Consider the following 17,328-nt stretch of genomic DNA (forward strand, 5'->3'; position numbering starts at 1 on the left):
TAATTTAAAGATGAGGTGAAGTGGCAATGGCAAGCACCGCGAAGAAAAGTAAACAGGCTGACCCGCAGTATACGCGGGCGGAAATGATGAATCATGCGGAAGCCCTCTTTGCCGTTAAGGCAGAGGTGCTGCATGGTGCGCTGTACGAAGCAGCGCAGCAGACGTTTTCCATTGAAGAAACACAAGTAAGAATCAACCAATTTATGAAAGCGAAGGTGAAGGGATAATGGCAGGTGGAACATGGGAGCAAACGAATCGTCCGGTCCTTCCGGGCTTATATATGAATTTTCAGGCGGCAGCATCTTCAGCCATTCAGGCAGGGAATCGGGGAACCGTTGTTGTTCCGATCAAGGCAAACTGGGGTCCGGTGGGCACATTTGTGGAAATCGGCAGTGAAGCGGCTATTGAACGCATTTTCTCGGCGCATGCGCTGGATAATGGTACAGCCTATACGTCCTTGAAGCTTGCACTGCTGGGTGGACCTAAGAAGCTGCTCGCCTATCGGGTAACGGGAGCCACGGCAAAGGCTGCCAGCCTTACGTTGAAGGACAGCAGTGATGCGGACGTACTGCAGCTGGATGCCAAGTATCCGGGAGATCGTGCGAACGGATTCTATGTCACCATTCAACCGGGTGTGATTGATAACACGAAGCATGAAGTGCGCCTGTTTGAAGGGAACCGGATGCTGTACGCACTCCTGACTGCGGATATTTCGTCAGCTTCTTTGGCCAAACAGATGAATGAGGATGAGTCCAATGAGTGGGTGAATGCTCAGGCGATTGGCGATGGTACGGGCGTGGTTGCGACCGTTTCGGGTGCGGCATTCAAAGGCGGTGTCAGTGGCAACGATGATCTGACGAACGCGGAATATATTGCAGTACAAGGTGCGCTGGAAGGCGAGCAATTCGATGTATTGGCACTGGATCAGGCGGCGGATGCGCCTTTGCTGGCAAGCTTTGCGGCTTGGGTGAAACGTGTACGCAGCGAAGGCAAACCGGTGATGGCTGTATTTGGCGGGACTACCGCAGACGATACGTCTACAGCAGCTGCACAGAAGGCTGCCGCACGTTCACTAACGTTGAATCACGAAGGCGTGATTAATGTCGGTACTGGTGTGCGTCTTGGCGATACTTACTACAGTTCAGCGGAGACATCTGCATATGTCGCCGGTCTGATCGCCGGACAACGTCTGAACGAATCGACAACGTATGCTGCGACTCCATTCGATGACGTGACACGACGCTGGACTCGTATGGAACAGGAGCAGGCCGTACAAAATGGCGTGTTTATTTTCTTCCATGATGGACGTCAGGTGAAGGCGCTACGCGGTGTGAACACGCTCGTGACCCCTGCTGCAGGACAAAACAACGCATGGAAAAAAATCCGTTCCATTCGTGTCATGGATGCGATTAACACGGATTTGCAGCGCTCTGCAGAAGATGCGTATATCGGTAAGGTGAATAACACTGAAGAAGGCCGCCAGGCACTGATTGGTGCGATGAAGGCCTATCTTGTGCTGCTCGCACAGAGCAATGTGATTGAGGCTGAGGGATATGATGTCATTCTCGACCCAGCCTATTATGGTTCTGCACCGATTCTGAAGCCGGAGGCTGATCAGGTATTCCTGCAGTGGAATGTGAAGCTGACCGATGTGATGGAGCAGTTGTTTGGTACATTTTACGTGCAATAAGTCGAGTGTAGGGAAAGGTCCGGGGCTAAGCGTAATCGAAAGATTGTTCTTACCACGGAGTTAATCTGTGTAACCATGAATTAGATCAAATTATAGATACATTTCAAATGATCCCAAGGAGGAATTAACCATGTTGGATGCATCAAGAGTTATTCTCGGTACCCATGGTCAGCTGCATATCGATGGTGTGTGGCAGACGAACATTAACAAGTTGGAGGCCAGTGTGGAAATTGAAAAGCGTGAGCTGAACCTGGTCGGAAACGACTGGAAAGTTCACAAAAATGGTGCGAAAAAGGGAACAGGCACGATGACAGGTTACAAGGTCACGTCGGACATGATCCAGCGCGGTTTCACCAAGTTCCAAATTATCTCGAAGCTGGACGATCCAGAGTCGTACGGACATGAAAGTGTCCTGCTTAAGGGCTGCATGGTGGACAAAATCCAGCTCGCAAACTGGACAGCGGGTGAGGAAGTGCCGGAGGAAACAGGCTTTACGTTTGAAGGATTTGAACTGTTGAATCCGATTGTTGCCAACTAAGATCAAGGATGGCCTTATAAGGATGACCTTGTAATGGAATTTGTCTGATCAAGCATATGAGCAGGTTGATATAACAAGATAGGGACACACATGCTGGCTGAGAGAATCTCGGTCTATTTGTTGTCCCTAATTGTTGAAATGAGTTATCCAATTGTGAGATGAGAAGGAGATTTCGCCCTATGAGTATGAATGAAAACATGTCCGAAGAACAGATTTTGGACCAGCTGTTTGAAGCAGCAGAACGTTTGCCGGAGGAGAATGTGCGCATTCAGCGTCTGGATCTGCTGCTGACCCTGCGTGGACTGACGTCCTCCAAAGTGGATCAGATCCGTGAGCGCTGCACGATTCGCAAAACGACGAAAGGCCGCACCGAGGAAAAGGTGGACACCGAAACGTTTAACGCACTGCTGATTTCCGAAGCAACGGTAAAAATGAATGTCCGCGGCCTAGAACTATCTGGTTGGGGAGATAACCGTATCACCGGCCGCATGAAGCTGTCCGGTGGGGAACAGGCTGTTCGCCGTATGTTGCTTGCAGGTGAATTGGATGCCGTAGGCGACAAGGTGCTGGAGCTGTCCGGCTTCGGTGTGGAGATTGAAGACCTAAAAAACTGATTCACTCCGGCGGGATGACCACGTTCCTGTATCACATGTGGGTTCGTCACCATCTTCGTCCCGGAGAGTTTTGGTCTTTGCCGCGAGGCGAGCGCTCGCTGTTGATTGCGTTCTCGGAAGAGGAACTTGAAAACAGTTTAGAAGAGTAATTTAGATGTTTGATTGATAGGGGGGGTATGATTGATAAGTAAATTTATGGATAAGGCCCTTAGAGCGTTTAATTCTAATAGGATGAATGTCTATTTGAACAAAACTAAAAAGAAACAGAAACATTCTTTTAGTTCACCAGCAATAAAATTGATTCAAAATATTGTTTCGAAAAATAAAAAAGTTAATTCTAATAATAATTTTAGACAACCTAACTTGTTGAAACGTAATAAAAATTTAAATAACTACATCCAGCGAATCGGTTCCTTGGTGATGACCGCAGCAAACCAGAAGTCCTATCACAAAGGTTACAATTCTTTTGATTCTCCCAAGGAGAAATGGACAGAAAAACTTAAAAAAAATACATCCGATAAATTAAATCAAATAGGGGATGGCTTCCTCTCAAGTTTAAAAGGCTTCAACTCATGGACAGCAGATAAGTACAACTGGGCAAAAGACGGTACAGCTTCATGGGTTTCCAACAATTATAAATGGGCCAAGAACGCAACATGGTCAAAGATGCAGGGAGCTGGATCGTGGACAGCGGATAAGTATAACGGAGCAGTTTCATGGACCTCTAACAATTACAAATGGATCAAGAACGCAGCATGGTCGAAGATGCAGGGAGCTAAATCGTGGACAACGGATAAGTATAACGGAGCAGTTTCATGGACCTCTAACAATTACAAATGGATTAAGAACGCAGCGTGGTCGAAGATGCAGGGAGCTAAATTATGGACAGCGGATAAGTATACCCAAGCAAAAAAGGGTGTTGCTTCTATGTACTATGGCGCAATTAATGGTGGGCGGAGTATACTCAACAATTCTAAAAGTTGGATAAATTCTAAAGGCGTGGCAGTTAAAGAGTGGTATGAAAATTCTAAAGAAAAAATCAAACAATTCTTTGAGATATCTGATTGGATTATCAAAGGTAAAGAGTATGGCCAAAAAGTAATGGAGGGTCTTAAAAATTTTGGCTATGGATTAAGTTACAAAATGCAGGATATGTGGGATCATCCATGGACTAAGCGTGTGAGAAAAGTAGGAAATAACGCATTTAAGATTTTAGATTTTGTAGGAAGTATAAATAAGGTTGTACAGGCTCCTACACCAGAAGAGAAAATGATCGAAGTAAGTAAATTTATTGGGAGTAAAGTAGGATCTGCAGCCTTAGGTACTCTATTTGGTTGGGCAGGAGGGCTCATTCCAGGTGCGCAGCCAGCTATCCCTATATTTGTTGGTACTGGAGCATTCTTGGGAGATAAGGGGGGAGAAAAACTAGGAGAATGGGGCGGCAAGGCTTTAACTAATATCTGGCCTAAAAGTTGGTGGCCCATTAAAAAGGAAAAAACTAGCAGCGTAAAACCAACCCCAAATATGGACCTTGATAAAGCCAAAATGAAAAGTATGGTATCTTCCTCAACAAAGAAATCCTTATCCAATCAAATTCATGTTAGTTTGCCAAATGGTGCAATTCAGATATCTAATAGTAATCATAAGATGGATTATAACGATCTGGTAAATCAAATCAGTAACCAGTTTGTGAAGGAATTACGAAAAGCCATGGAAAACCGTAAAACCATTATGGCCTAAACAGAAAGGAGGCCTGTTATGAGTGTAATTAAAGACAACGTGGAAGGAATCCAAATGGAATTCACCCTGAAGGACGGGACGACATCGTTCAAATTCCCGGTGAAGCCGGAGGAGCTGACAATTTCAAGGTCCAAAGGATTTGAAACGATCAATATGCTAGAGTATGGCGAGTTTGATTTTGCACAGGGAGAGAAGGTGAAGGAGATCACCTTCTCTTCTTTTTTTCCAAAAGAATATGACGCGTCCTATTGCATGTACGAGCCTGTACCCGATCCGCGGGTGGCGATGAATATCCTGAATACGTTTCTGGTATCCAAAAAACCACTTCGTTTCATCATTTCCAACACAGGGGTGAACGTACCGGTGTATCTCATCTCGCACAATACGACCTTTCGGGGCGGCGAGAGTGGGGACATTTATTTTGACATTACGCTGCGCACCTGGCGGGATTCCAAAGTGGAGAAGGTTGGTGCGGCAACATCAGGAAGCAAGTCGGGTTCTCGTACCGATCTGAAAAAAAGCAGTAAGACGTACACTGTTAAATCCGGTGATTCGCTGTCCAAAATTGCAAAGCTTGAGCTGGGCAGCAGTTCCAAATGGAACGAGATCTACAAGCTCAATATGAAAACCATCGGCAGTGATCCAAACCGGATCAAACCCGGGCAAAAGCTGGTGATGCCATGACCTACAAGGTCATTGTGGACGACAAATATGACATCACCAAGCTGGTGGAGACGATTACGCTGAAGGACTCGATGGACCAGATTGCGTATCAGGCCAACATCCGGCTGGCGGTGTCTGCATCTTCCGGTTTGCCTGCGATAACACCAGGGATGGCGGTGCGGATCAGCGGGGTTCCTTTTGGCGAAAAAACCATGGTTCATCTGCTGCATCCTGCGGTCATCTGGGAGGTGGAGAGCTCGAATAGCGGCACCAAACGGTTGTCTCTCACGGTGTACGACCGGATGATCTATCTGGAAAAATCGGAAGACGAGTTTCTCCTGCCCAAAGACCAAACGGCCACGCAGCGGCTCAAAACGTACGCCAAGGAGTGGAAGATTCCATATGGAACCTTGCCAGACACCAAAACGAAGCTGGGCAAAGCGGTGTACCGGTCGCAGACCATCTTTTCGATGATGTTTGCCGATCTGAAGGAAACCGCGAAGTCTGGCGGAGACATGTATCATCCCCGGATGACGCCGGGAGGGCTGCAGCTCTTCAAGATAGGCAGTAATGCGAAGGTGTACGAGCTGGATCGGCTGATCGATCTGACCCAGATGCGTACGCTGGAAGGCGCGGTCACCAAAGTAAAAGTCATGGCTGCGTCAGAATCCAGTAGCGGCAAGGAAGTTCCATCGAAAGTGCTGGCGATTGAGCAGGAGGGCGTGGAGGAACTGGGAACATTGCAGAAGCTGATCGAGGACGATCAGGTGAAAACGGCGACAGCGGCCAAGAAGCTGGCGAAGAGCCGTCTGACAGGCATTCAGGAGACCTTTACCGTTTCGGCACCGGATGTGAATACGATTCGTGCTGGAGATGCGGTACTGCTCAAAGGCCTGAAGCTGATCGTCATGTCCGTCAGCCGAGACCTATCGGCCGGGCCTGGTACGATGACGCTGGAGCTGGGCACGGCGGAGCTGGTGAAAAGGAGGTATTACCTTGAATAAGGAAGATCCGTATGGGCATTTTGCCGAGGTCATGCGGGGTGCGATGAGTACGCATACCCGTCAGGCCGTAAGCGGCATGGGAGCGGTGCTGGGTACAATGACATCGTCCGGCGTGAAGCTGGATGATTTTAAGCACGAAGTGAAGGATTATCTCGTGGCCGAGCTGCCGGGCACGCTTGGATTGCCGGAGCGCGAGGCTGCTGGCGCGATCTCCGGAATATCTGACGTGGCGAATGGCGGAACGACTGGCACGGGAAGGTTTCTTTTGCAAGAAGGGGAAGTGGAAGAAGCGGTGTGGTCTCTGGGGAAAGGCCTGAAGGCTGGGGACCGTGTGCTGGCGATGCGGGTGAATGGCGGTAACGACATTGTGGTGCTGTGTAAGGTGGTGAGTGCGAATGCCTAGTTTGTTCCCGGAAACGGGTGTGGTCTGGGGAGATGAAGAGGACCTGTCGGGTGCGACTTCGGAAGAGGTACGCTTTGGACGGAGCTGGCGATTCGATTACGATGCGGGGGATTTTGTGGTGACCCCAAGTGGCAAAGTGGCTGCGGCAGGTCCGCAGGAAGCCTGGGTGCAGTGGTGCATCAAGGCGGTGAAAACGCCGCGGTACAGACATGTGATTTACTCCCGGAACTATGGCTCGGAGCTGGAAGAGTTGGTGGGTCAAGGGGACAGCCGGGGTGTGATGGAAAGTGAGATTACCCGAATGGTGACGGAGACGCTGCTGGCTGATCCACGCACGGATTCGGTAGACCAGTTCACGTTCGATTGGAATCGGGAGCAGTGCATGTTCTCGTGCTGGGTGGCGAGTGTGCAGGAAGAGATGTTTATTCTGGAAAGTGAGGTGATCTGACGGGATGGCTGAGATTCCGCGTTATTTGGAGGACCAGACGGAGGAACAGATTATGCAGCGCATGCTGGATCGTCTGCCCGCGGATCTGGATAAGTCGGAGGGATCGTTTCTGTGGGATGCGGAGGCTCCGGTTGCGTTTATGCTATCCGAGGCGGCGTTATGGGCGCAGGAGCTGCTTCGGCGAGGGTTTGCCAGTACGGCTGCGAGCAGCGATCCTAATTTTCGTTCGGAAGAGCTGGATCTGCGGGCGGGAGAGCATGGTATTACGCGGCGGGCCGCGGTAGCGGCACAAGGCACGGTGAGGTTCACGGGTACACCGGGGAAAGTGGTGCCAGAGGGTACAGTTGTGGCTACGCTCGCGGATGAGGTATCTGGCGAAGCTTCGCTCGAATACGAGACCGTTGGGAGCGTAGAGCTTGGTGAAGATGGATTCGGTGTGGTTGGTGTGCGGGCGCTCGTTGCCGGAAAAGAAAGCAATGTGCCGGCAGGCACGTTAACCGTGCTGTCTACACCGGTAAGTGGCGTGACGTCTGTGGTGAACGCGGACGTTATCAAAGGCGGTGCGGATATCGAGGCAGATACGGCGCTGCTGGAACGCTTTTATGCCAAAGTCCGCAACCAGGGGACAAGCGGCAACAAGGCACAGTATGTGCAGTGGGCCAGCGAAGTGCCAGGTGTTGGCGCGACACGTGTAATTCCGTTATGGAAGGGGCCGGGCACGGTAGGACTGTATCTGCTGGATACGGACAAACGTGCTGCAGGCAGCGATCTGGTGGCGGCCGTGCAGAAGTATGTGGACCCGACGCAGGATGGTCAAGGTGAAGGCGTTGCTCCGGCAGGTCCGGTGGTGTCGGTCATGCCAGCCGAGGAAGTGCCCATGAACATTGAGGTGAAGTTGACGCTGGCGAGTGATGCAACCTTGGCGGATGTCCGAGCATTGATCGAACGCGGGGTGATCGCGTATTTGAAGCAGCTCGCTTTTGCCGATCCGCTCGTGCGATACACCCGTATTGCCGCGATCCTGCTGGACATTCCCCCGATTATCGACTATTCGGAGCTAACCGTAAACGGCGTAAGCGACCAGAATATCGAGATGACCGCGAGTCAGGTGGCGGTACTGGGGACGGTGGATGTCCATGAGTAGTCTGCCGGGGGTTGTGGCTTCTACAATCTCAAGCCCGAAGGGGAAAGAGCTGTTCTCGTATTTGCCGAGTTATTATGAGACTTCACGTGTTATGCAGGCCGATATGCAGTCCAAAGGTACTGAGATGGATCTGCTGTATCAGGCGCTGGATGAGACATTGGATCAGTTTTTTGTCCGTACGGCGACGTGGGGATTGGATTTCTGGGAGCAGGAACTTGGCCTTGAGACGGATCGACTCAAACCCGTGGAGCAACGACGTGCCGTGGTGGAGTCGAAGCTACGCGGTGCCGGGACATTTTCCGGCAGGCTGGTTGCAAATGTGGCTGAGGCATATGCTGGAGGCAAGGTGGACGTGACGTTTCAACCGGAGGCGTGGAGCTTTACGGTGAGCTTTGTGGATACGATGGGTATCCCGCCCAATATCGATGATCTCAAACGCGCGATTGATGAACTGAAACCGGCTCATATGGCTGTGGAGTATGAATATCGCTATCTGGTGTGGGACGATTTGGATAGGAAACAGGTAACTTGGGATGAACTAGACGCTGCGTCCTTGACGTGGAATGAACTGGAGGTGTGGGCGTAATGCCACAAGAAACGGATCGACTGAAATTGCCTCTTCCCTTGGGGAACGAGACCGTAACCCGGGAGAGTATTAATGGGATTTTTGAGAAAATTGATAGAGGTGTTGCGACACAGGCAGATTTGGATACGCTTCGCGAAGCAGTCAGCCAGATGGATATTCCTGATGCGTCTTTGACGCAGAAAGGGAAGGTGCAGTTGTCTAGCAAGACGGATGGCACGTCCGAGACGGTGGCGGCAACTGAGAAGGCGGTAAGGGATGCGAGGGTGGCGGCTGAGACGAATGCGAAGAATTCGAGTTTGCCAATAGCAGGTGGGGATGTTGGTTCTGGATTAGCAGGACCGCTCAACCTTGTATCAACTCCTACTACTAATCATGTCTACATGGGTTACTATCCTGAAGGGAAAACGGCTGGAAGAAAGGCTTATATAGGATTTGGCAGCGGCACAGCCCCAGCAGCTTCAGATTTTACAATCTCTAACGAACGTGGTGGAAATATTATCTTTCGGGATGTGAATGGGGTCACGAGTGTCGCTGATTTAAAGCAATCTGTCAGTAACGGGAAAGCATCAATTGCCGCTGCGATTACTGGCAAGGGAGTACCAACAGCGGCAGACGCACAATTTGCAACGATGGCGAGTAATGTAGCGAAGATACAACAAGGACGATACCAAAACTTAAATATCACCAACAGTCAGAGCGATGTAACGATAGGAACATCTTATGAGGGGACTAAATGGACTTCATTTGCGAAATTTCCTGCCGGAACAAAGCTGATTACAATGATTACAGGTTCAATCAATTTCGGAAACAGCTATACTCCAACGAGAGTAAATCAATATGCAGCAAGTATGGATATATGCCTATTCGATACTAATGCTAACAGAATCAGTCTTCTGAGTATATCAGGTGGTAATATAAACAACGACAATTATAGCTGGTACAATTTTGATATAGGTGCAACTTTGACTAGTTTATTTTTGGATTCGACGAGAAAGAACGTTGGTTGTAGCGGTTCTATTAAATATGTATCTTACCAAAACGGCAACTCAACTAGAAACAAACCATACACTGCTATTAATATCCCACCAGGCTTCAACGTGGACGGTGAGTTGGAACTGGCACTGTATATCACAAAATCTAATATAACTGACGGTGCCTGGGCAGGAGGTCAAGGTACTGGAATTCACTATTATAGTAGTAGTACTACTATAGTGTCAGTATAAAGAAAGTGCTTTAAATTTTACCTGGTGGAGCTGATTATATCTTTTATAAGACATGCTTAAACGTATATATTCTTCTTCAGAAGCAGTCTCTGTTTGACCGGATAGTCTAGCTTAGATTTCACCACTAAAAAAGGAGGTGAACCATGACCACAAACCAACTAACCACAGCCATCGCAACTACATTAGCGCAGCATTTCCCTAACATCCCAATCCATCCGGCAACTGGCAGCATCAGCCCCAACCCAGACTCCAAAGGCATCACCTACCGCCTACTGTCAGCCCAACTTACTCGGGAACGCAGCGATCGCTTCGTGCAATCCCATGCATATGAAATCCGCTGGCTCGAAGCAGACAATATCCCAGCAACCCTGCCGGACGAGTTATTTGAAGCACTGGAAACGATCAGTGTAGAGGGAACACCCTATCGCGCAACGGAACTGCGGTGGGAGACGGAGAACGACAATCCGCGATTACTGGTGTACTATACCATGCGAACCACCAAAGTATCAGAGTCCGGTACTACCATGCAACATCTGGAACAGCGACATACCGCACTTAAAGCAGCTAACGAATAACAACCAAACGAGGAGATATCCATGAAAGGAATGGGAGGCGTATTTGCGATGTTTACGAAGAAAGAACCTGAAAGTAAGCTCTCGGAAACCAAACAGAAAAACAACCAGAAATACAGCAAAGCACAGTTCGCTGAATCCCGGCAGTTGAGCCGGATAGAGAAAGACATTCTGGCAGCCGTACTGCGGGAGAATGTGACATACACAGTAGAAGAAGCGCAGCAACACATCCAACAATTTATGAATGAGGAGGCACAATAATGGCTGGAGGAACATGGACAACACAAAACAAGGTACGCCCCGGCGTATATATGAATTTTGCATCGGAGGGCTCGCTGCCGGGTACGGTAGGAGAGCGAGGAACAGTGGCTTTGGCGCTTCCATTGTCATGGGGAGAAGCAGGTACGATCCTGACCATACAGGCAGGTGAAGATGTACAAGCCAAATTGGGCTATGACTGGACGGCACCTCAACTGCTGCTGATTCGAGAGGCATTGAAACGGGCACAAACATTATTACTATATCGTTTAAATGCAGGGACACAGGCTAAGGCCACGCTGGAAGAACTAACGGTTACAGCCCAACACGGCGGCGTGCGGGGTAATGATCTGGCAGTTGTGATCTCAGCCAATATCAATGAACCGGACCAGTTCGATGTTACGACGCTACTTTCAACTAAAGAAGTGGATAAACAAATGGTGTCCACCATTGAAGAGTTGAAACCCAATGCATACGTTACATTTACTGGCGAAGGTGCCCTTACAACAACAGCTTCACTTCCACTAACAGGCGGATTGGATGGCACAGCAACGAACCAGGAGCATGCAGATTTCCTAACCAAGCTGGAAGTGCTGGATTTCAACACTGTGGGTCTGATCTCAGACGATGCTACCCTCAAATCTGTGTACACTGCATACATCAAGCGGCTGCGCGATACCGAGGGCAAGAAGGTACAGCTAGTGCTGGCAGATTATCTAGCTGCGGATCACGAAGGTGTAATTAGCGTCAAAAATGGCGTTGTGCTCGCAGACGGTACCGTCCTAACTCCTAAACAAACCGTAGCATGGACAGCTGGCGCAACAGCTGGAGCTAATCTAAATGAATCTCTTACGTTCCGTGCCTATGACGATGCCGTTGATGTTAACGGCCGATTGACACACAGCGAGACAGAAGCAGCCTTGCGTAATGGTGAGTTTGTCTTTACAGCGAGCAGTAACCGGGCAGTTGTAGAGCAGGATGTGAACACGTTCCGTTCGGTAACGCCGGATAAAGCACGTCATTTTGCCAAAAACCGTGTTGTCCGTGTACTCGATGGCATTGCCAATGACATGAAACGCATCTTTGAGTCCTATTACATCGGCAAAGTGAACAACAACGAAGATGGGCGCAGCCTGTTTCGTTCCCAATGTGTTACCTACCTGAAGCAGTTACAGGATATCGGGGCAATTCAAAATTTTGACTCCAACACAGATATCACTGTGACTCCAGGGAATGAAACCGACAGCATCCTGATCGAGGTTCAGGTCCAACCAGTAGATTCCGTTGAAAAAGTATACATGAAAGTGAAGGTGGTTTAAGATGGCATTTTTGAAAGCAAGCGATACGATCTCCGGCCAGGAAGGCCGCGCATATGCAACCATTAACGGACAGACGGAAGAAATGTTCTACGTGAAGACACTCGAAGCAACCGTGGAGAAACAAAAGGCAGAGGTCAAAACACTGGGCCGCCGCGGTGTACAGCACAAAGCAACCGGTTGGTCCGGCTCAGGTTCCATGACAATCTTTTATACGACATCCCGTTTTCGCGAGCTGATGCTCCAGTACATGCAGAATGGTGTGGACACCTACTTCGACATTGAAGTGACGAACGAAGACCCTTCGTCTACCATTGGCAAACAAACCGTGACTCTCAAAGGCGTCAACCTCGACAGTGTGATCATGGCATCTTTGGACACCGAGGCAGAGGCACTGGAGGAAGAAGTGAGCTTTACCTTTGAAGATGTCGATATGCCTGTGTCATTTAATCTTCCGAAGTAATCATGAAATGGCAAAGATATTAGCCGTAGATCTAAAACGAGTTCAACTTTAGCGGCGGGTTTGTAAAAGAAACCTGTTCAACTTGCCTGTGTTACGGGCTATTTGGCGTTTCCAAATTCTTATGCAATCTCTCTTCGGAGGAGCATTACATCAACAGTACATTACACATGCTCTTCGCTGCTTCTTGCGGTGGGGAGCCTAACTTTAAGAGGAGGAACGAACAATGAGTGGATTGAGTATGTTTTTTGCACAAAATGCAGCGTCGGATACAACAGAGGAGTTTATCGTATCTCCCCGTTTTAAGGATGAGAAGGGTCAACCGGTTGCCTGGAAACTGCGCAGCATGACCGAGGACGAGAACCAGGAATGCCGCAAGGCTGCAACTCGCAAAATCAAGGGCAAGAACGGTGTCTACACCCCCGACATTGATGCCAACGATTATATGGCTCGCCTGATGAGCGCCAGCGTAGTCTATCCCGATTTGAAAAATGCCGAGCTTCAGCGCTCATATGGCGTGATGGGGGCTGAGTCGCTTTTGCGAAAAATGCTGCTACCTGGGGAATTTGCTGCACTCGGCGAACAGGTCCAGAAGCTGAACGGCTTCAATCAGGATATGAACGAACTGGTGGATGACGTAAAAAACTAATTAAAGAGGGCGATTCGGAAGCCAATCTGGCTTATTACGCTCTCCATGAATTGAACATTCTCCCGCATGAGCTGATGGCACTCTCTATGCGTGAACGTGCGGCGATATATGCCATGATCTCCATCCGCGTGGAAGAAGAGAAGAAAGAGCGGTCCAAGAACCGTGCGAGGAAAAAATAAAGGGGAAAGGAGGGAGAAATGAATGTCCGAAACAAGGATCGATGTAATCAATCCTCCATCCATGAATAATCTGATCAACAACTTGAATCTGGTCCAGGTAAAAACAACCGAAATTTTAAACAATTTCAACCAGATTAACCGGATTAGTATGAATCAATTTAACCAGACGAACATATCCAATCACTTTAATCAAGTCAACCAGCAGCTGAATGTAACCATTAATTTGATGGAAGAGCTGGAGGATGCAGCTGATGATACGAGCGATGCTCTGGGAGATAATCTGAGCAAGCTCTCCAAATGGCTGCAAATGTTAAAGTCGGCTGGAAGCGTTGTGTTAAAAGCGGCTGCTGAGGAAGAAGACTTCAAGCACCGTTACATGGTTGCTGCTGAAGATCCGGTGCTCGGGGAAGGAATATACAATAAGTTTCGAGATCAAGCCTCTAAAAGCGGCCAAGATGTCAATGATTCACTCAAATCTTCTCTAGGCTTCTTGCCTTTGGCGCAGAACACAGGGCAGGTAGATCAGCTCAATGAGTTGACCCAACGTTTAACCATGTTGTCACCGGATGGTAAAAGCCTATCAGATGCGTCAAAAGCAATTGTTAGTGCCATGAACGGGAAAAACACAGATCTGGCGAATCAATTTAACATTCCAGAAGGTGCATTGAACGGAGCGGGATTGGGTGAATTTATTCAAGCCAAAGATCTCGACGGCTTCATTCAGGGTTTGCAAACGGTTCTTGAAATGCAAGGTTATACCCAACAGGCCTTTGATACGATGCTTGATTCTCCATTACAGAAATGGACGGCTCTTGTGAACCAGTTCAATGGGATATTATCTGAAATCGGCACGAAAGCGTTGGAAGCACTATCTCCGGTACTTGATCGGCTAAATGAAGCAATAAGCTCAGGTCAGTTCAGTGGTCTTATTGAATGGATTAGTGGGGCATTTGCAATCATCGCTCAGGTGGTCGCTTTTATTGTGGATGGGTTCATCAATTTTGCTACAGTCGTGCAAGAAAACTGGAATATCATTGCCCCTATATTGACCGCTATCGCGATGGTGCTGCTCTACAATATAATTGTTTCGCTTGGCATTGTGATAGCCGAAGTATATTCGCTCGCAGCAGCATGGCTGGTAGCTAACTGGCCTGTTTTACTTGTGATTGCTGCAATTGCATTGCTCATCTATATACTACAATTATGCGGTGTTACAGCTGGAGATATGGTTGGGGCAATTGTCGGTTATTTCTATATGGTGTATGAACACGTGAAATCGATTTTCGCATCTATTCTCAACGTTGTTATGTCATGGGCTGAATTTTTCGTTAATTTAGTCAGAGATCCGGTCTATGCAATTCGAAAATTATTCGTCGACATGGGGTTAATTGCATTACAGATTCTATTTAATATCACAAAGGGCATTGAAGACTTTGCAGCAGGATTCAAAGATCAGATTAACTGGGTCATTGAGGGTATAAACAAACTGATACCTTACCTGAATAAGATTTTTGGTACAGATTGGGGAGGTATTGAGCTCGTCACAAACTCTAATGTTCATTCCATGAGCAACAAAATACAAGGTTTGATGAATGATCTGCAGGCGAGTGCACCTGAAAGTCAAAAGGATGTCGTAGATTTGTGGAGGGCGGATGCCTCAGCGGACTATAAAGGCGCATTTGATATGGGCTTTGATGAAGGACATGATTTGGTAGATAAAACAACAAATAAATTCTCCAGTAGTTCAGAAAAATTACCTGGGAAATTTGGTCAGGGTTATACACCCAAAACACCTTCCATGCCAACCATTCCAACTACACCTGCTCCCGCTATGGTCCCCAATAACAACATGAGCAACATTAACAAAATCAACAATATCGGACAGGTAGATAAAATTGGTGACGTGGATGGTACGGTGGATGTAACCAGTGAAGATCTGAAATTGATGCGTGAGCTTGCTGAGATGCAGGCTATTCAGCGATTCGTCAGTCTGACACCAACCGTTCAGGTTACCACAGGAGATATCAACAGCGGACATGACGTTGACAGCATCATTAGCAAAATCACCGATGGACTGAACAGTCAGATCGTCTCCAGTGCTCAGGGGGTGTATGGATAAGTGGAATATTATATTCAACTAAGCTTTAATAACCGCTCTGAATACATGTTTTTCCCGGTGACACCAGAGAGCATTGAGTTTTCGGATTCGGGAGACGGTAGTACGTTTAACGTGAGCGCTTTGGGTGAAATTAACGTGATCAAGTCGCCCAAGCTGCGTGAAGTTAGTTTCAGCGGAATTTTTCCGGCAGACTACAGCCCGTATCATCTGAATTACGATGCAAGTCATCCAGCAGTACAGAAGGAATATTACCGTGATCCGTATGAATATGTGAAAAAGATTATTCGCTGGATGCAGACAGGCAGACCCGTCAGGCTTTTCTTTTCCAGTGCAAGGTACACCATTAATATGGCCGTTTCCATTGAGAGCTTCGACTGGAAGGAGTCAGCGGGTACGGTAGGCGATATCCAGTATGATATCAAGCTGAAGCAGTTCGTTTTCTATGCCGCCAAAAAAGTAGTGCCACTCAAGGACAATAAGGACACTGCTGTTTCGAAAACAAAAACTAAATCCTCCCGGCCCAATGAAAAAATCCAGGCCAAGACCGTCACACTCAAAGCAGGAGATTCCTTGTGGTCTGTTGCCAAAGCCCATTTGGGAGATGGATCTCGCTGGAAAGAGCTGCAGAAACTGAACGGCATCAAAGATGCACAACTGAAGAAGCTCCCCATTGGACTGGTGATCAAGCTACCGTGAAAGGAGAGGGAACATGCAGCAGCAGATCAGTTTGGATAACAAGCAGGGAAAGTTGAAGGAGCAATTATGGCTGGATGATAAGCTGGGTAACATCTGGGATATTAGTGAGATTGCTGGCGAAATTACCTACAAAACCTCCCGCATTGGCAAGCCATCCTCTCTGGAATTCACGCTGATCAAGGGGAGCTTGTTCCAGAATTCGAAGTTCACATATGAGAATGGATACGTCGTGAAGTATGTCAGTAACGAAGTGGGGATATTTTACGGGTATATCTTCTCGGTGGACAGCGGCAAGGATGAAAGTGTCAAAATCAAAGCCTACGACCAGACTCGCTATCTGACCGCGAACCAGACGTACCAGTTCGTTAACGCAACCGCTGCGGATGTGATCAGACGAATTGCAACAGACTTCCAGTTGAAGATGGGTGATCTGATTCAGCCGAAATACGTCATTCCGCGTATGTTATTTGATAACAAGAAGCTGATCGACATGATCTGTGAGGCACTGGATAGGACGCTGATTTATGGCGGGAAAAACTATATCTTTTACGACGACTTTGGCAAGTTGGTGCTTCGGGATGTGGAAGAGATGCCGTACGGCTTTGTTATTGGAGATAGCAGTCTGCTTACGGATTACAGCTATACCCGGTCGATTGACGACCAGACGTATAACAAGATCAAGCTGTATCGGGACAACAAGGATACGGGAAAAAGAGAAACGTTCGTCCATCAGGACTCAGGCAGCATCCGTCAATGGGGGCTGCTTTTTTTGTACCAAAAAGCGGACGATGGCCTGAATGAAGGCCAGATTGACGCCATGCTGAAAACCCTGATGACGCTGCGTAACCGCGAGACGCAGACGTTGAAAGTGGATGCGTTAGGCGATTTCAAAGTCAGGGCAGGCAGTTATGTCAATATTCAGATTGAGGAACTGAAGATTAATCAATATTTCCTGGTAGACGAATGTACGCACAAGGTACAGGGAGGCGTGCACACGATGTCGCTGGATTTGAAGGTGGTGTAACA

At 48.2% G+C, this 17,328-nt stretch carries 20 protein-coding genes; all 20 read left to right on the top strand.

What is annotated here, in order from left to right; all coding sequences use genetic code 11:
* The first annotated feature begins 26 nt into the window (after positions 1-26).
* Positions 27-227: a hypothetical protein gene (locus AAIH57_RS10975; protein ID WP_430021642.1), complete on the top strand. Its 201-nt coding sequence runs from the start codon at positions 27-29 to the stop codon at positions 225-227.
* Positions 227-1,690 carry a phage tail sheath subtilisin-like domain-containing protein gene (locus tag AAIH57_RS10980; RefSeq protein WP_430021643.1) on the top strand — a complete coding sequence of 488 codons (1,464 nt, stop codon included), beginning with the start codon at positions 227-229 and terminating at the stop codon, positions 1,688-1,690. Before AAIH57_RS10975 ends, AAIH57_RS10980 begins: the two co-directional genes overlap by 1 nt.
* Positions 1,691-1,820: 130 nt before the next feature.
* Positions 1,821-2,228: a phage tail tube protein gene (locus AAIH57_RS10985; protein WP_110897169.1), complete on the top strand. Its 408-nt coding sequence runs from the start codon at positions 1,821-1,823 to the stop codon at positions 2,226-2,228.
* Positions 2,229-2,407: 179 nt separating this feature from the next.
* Complete coding sequence (locus AAIH57_RS10990; RefSeq protein WP_095288941.1) at positions 2,408-2,842, top strand: phage tail assembly chaperone; 435 nt, start codon at positions 2,408-2,410, stop codon at positions 2,840-2,842.
* A 243-nt stretch (positions 2,843-3,085) separates the two neighbouring features.
* Positions 3,086-4,582 carry a hypothetical protein gene (locus AAIH57_RS10995; RefSeq protein ID WP_430021644.1) on the top strand — a complete coding sequence of 499 codons (1,497 nt, stop codon included), beginning with the start codon at positions 3,086-3,088 and terminating at the stop codon, positions 4,580-4,582.
* 54 nt (positions 4,583-4,636) lie between these two features.
* Positions 4,637-5,266 carry a LysM peptidoglycan-binding domain-containing protein gene (locus AAIH57_RS11000; protein WP_430022123.1) on the top strand — a complete coding sequence of 210 codons (630 nt, stop codon included), beginning with the start codon at positions 4,637-4,639 and terminating at the stop codon, positions 5,264-5,266.
* Entirely contained in the window at positions 5,263-6,249 is a 987-nt protein-coding gene (locus AAIH57_RS11005) for an XkdQ/YqbQ family protein (RefSeq protein ID WP_430021645.1), read from the top strand. Before AAIH57_RS11000 ends, AAIH57_RS11005 begins: the two co-directional genes overlap by 4 nt.
* Positions 6,242-6,652: a hypothetical protein gene (locus tag AAIH57_RS11010; protein WP_175398143.1), complete on the top strand. Its 411-nt coding sequence runs from the start codon at positions 6,242-6,244 to the stop codon at positions 6,650-6,652. The genes AAIH57_RS11005 and AAIH57_RS11010 overlap by 8 nt, the downstream gene beginning before the upstream one ends.
* Positions 6,645-7,100, top strand: a complete 456-nt coding sequence (locus AAIH57_RS11015; protein ID WP_175398144.1) for a DUF2634 domain-containing protein — start codon at positions 6,645-6,647, stop codon at positions 7,098-7,100. The genes AAIH57_RS11010 and AAIH57_RS11015 overlap by 8 nt, the downstream gene beginning before the upstream one ends.
* Before the next feature lie 4 nt (positions 7,101-7,104).
* Positions 7,105-8,244, top strand: coding sequence for a baseplate J/gp47 family protein (locus tag AAIH57_RS11020; protein WP_175398145.1), 1,140 nt, complete (start codon positions 7,105-7,107; stop codon positions 8,242-8,244).
* On the top strand, positions 8,237-8,830 hold the full coding sequence (locus tag AAIH57_RS11025) for a YmfQ family protein (RefSeq protein ID WP_175398146.1): 594 nt from the start codon (positions 8,237-8,239) through the stop codon (positions 8,828-8,830). Before AAIH57_RS11020 ends, AAIH57_RS11025 begins: the two co-directional genes overlap by 8 nt.
* The gene (locus AAIH57_RS11030) at positions 8,830-10,053 is read left to right on the top strand and encodes a tail fiber protein (protein ID WP_175398147.1); all 1,224 of its coding nucleotides are present in this window, start codon (positions 8,830-8,832) and stop codon (positions 10,051-10,053) included. Before AAIH57_RS11025 ends, AAIH57_RS11030 begins: the two co-directional genes overlap by 1 nt.
* A gap of 143 nt (positions 10,054-10,196) precedes the next feature.
* Positions 10,197-10,628 (top strand): phage tail terminator family protein, encoded by a 432-nt coding sequence (locus AAIH57_RS11035; protein ID WP_175398148.1) that lies wholly within the window; start codon positions 10,197-10,199, stop codon positions 10,626-10,628.
* A gap of 21 nt (positions 10,629-10,649) precedes the next feature.
* The gene (locus tag AAIH57_RS11040; protein ID WP_175398149.1) at positions 10,650-10,886 is read left to right on the top strand and encodes a hypothetical protein; all 237 of its coding nucleotides are present in this window, start codon (positions 10,650-10,652) and stop codon (positions 10,884-10,886) included.
* A complete protein-coding gene (locus AAIH57_RS11045; protein WP_430021646.1) occupies positions 10,886-12,202 on the top strand; it encodes a phage tail sheath family protein in 1,317 nt (438 codons plus the stop codon). Before AAIH57_RS11040 ends, AAIH57_RS11045 begins: the two co-directional genes overlap by 1 nt.
* 1 nt (position 12,203) lies before the next feature.
* Positions 12,204-12,662 (top strand): phage tail tube protein, encoded by a 459-nt coding sequence (locus AAIH57_RS11050; protein WP_017690162.1) that lies wholly within the window; start codon positions 12,204-12,206, stop codon positions 12,660-12,662.
* Between the two features lie 223 nt (positions 12,663-12,885).
* Positions 12,886-13,308 carry a phage tail assembly chaperone gene (locus tag AAIH57_RS11055; RefSeq protein WP_430021647.1) on the top strand — a complete coding sequence of 141 codons (423 nt, stop codon included), beginning with the start codon at positions 12,886-12,888 and terminating at the stop codon, positions 13,306-13,308.
* 201 nt (positions 13,309-13,509) lie between these two features.
* Entirely contained in the window at positions 13,510-15,606 is a 2,097-nt protein-coding gene (locus AAIH57_RS11060) for a hypothetical protein (RefSeq protein ID WP_430021648.1), read from the top strand.
* Positions 15,607-16,302 (top strand): LysM peptidoglycan-binding domain-containing protein, encoded by a 696-nt coding sequence (locus AAIH57_RS11065; protein ID WP_430021649.1) that lies wholly within the window; start codon positions 15,607-15,609, stop codon positions 16,300-16,302.
* 13 nt (positions 16,303-16,315) lie between these two features.
* Positions 16,316-17,326 (top strand): XkdQ/YqbQ family protein, encoded by a 1,011-nt coding sequence (locus AAIH57_RS11070; protein ID WP_430021650.1) that lies wholly within the window; start codon positions 16,316-16,318, stop codon positions 17,324-17,326.
* Positions 17,327-17,328 lie beyond the last annotated feature (2 nt).

It is taken from the genome of Paenibacillus sp. MABNR03 (assembly GCF_050455445.1).
GTDB classification, from domain to species: Bacteria; Bacillota; Bacilli; order Paenibacillales; family Paenibacillaceae; genus Paenibacillus; species Paenibacillus xylanilyticus.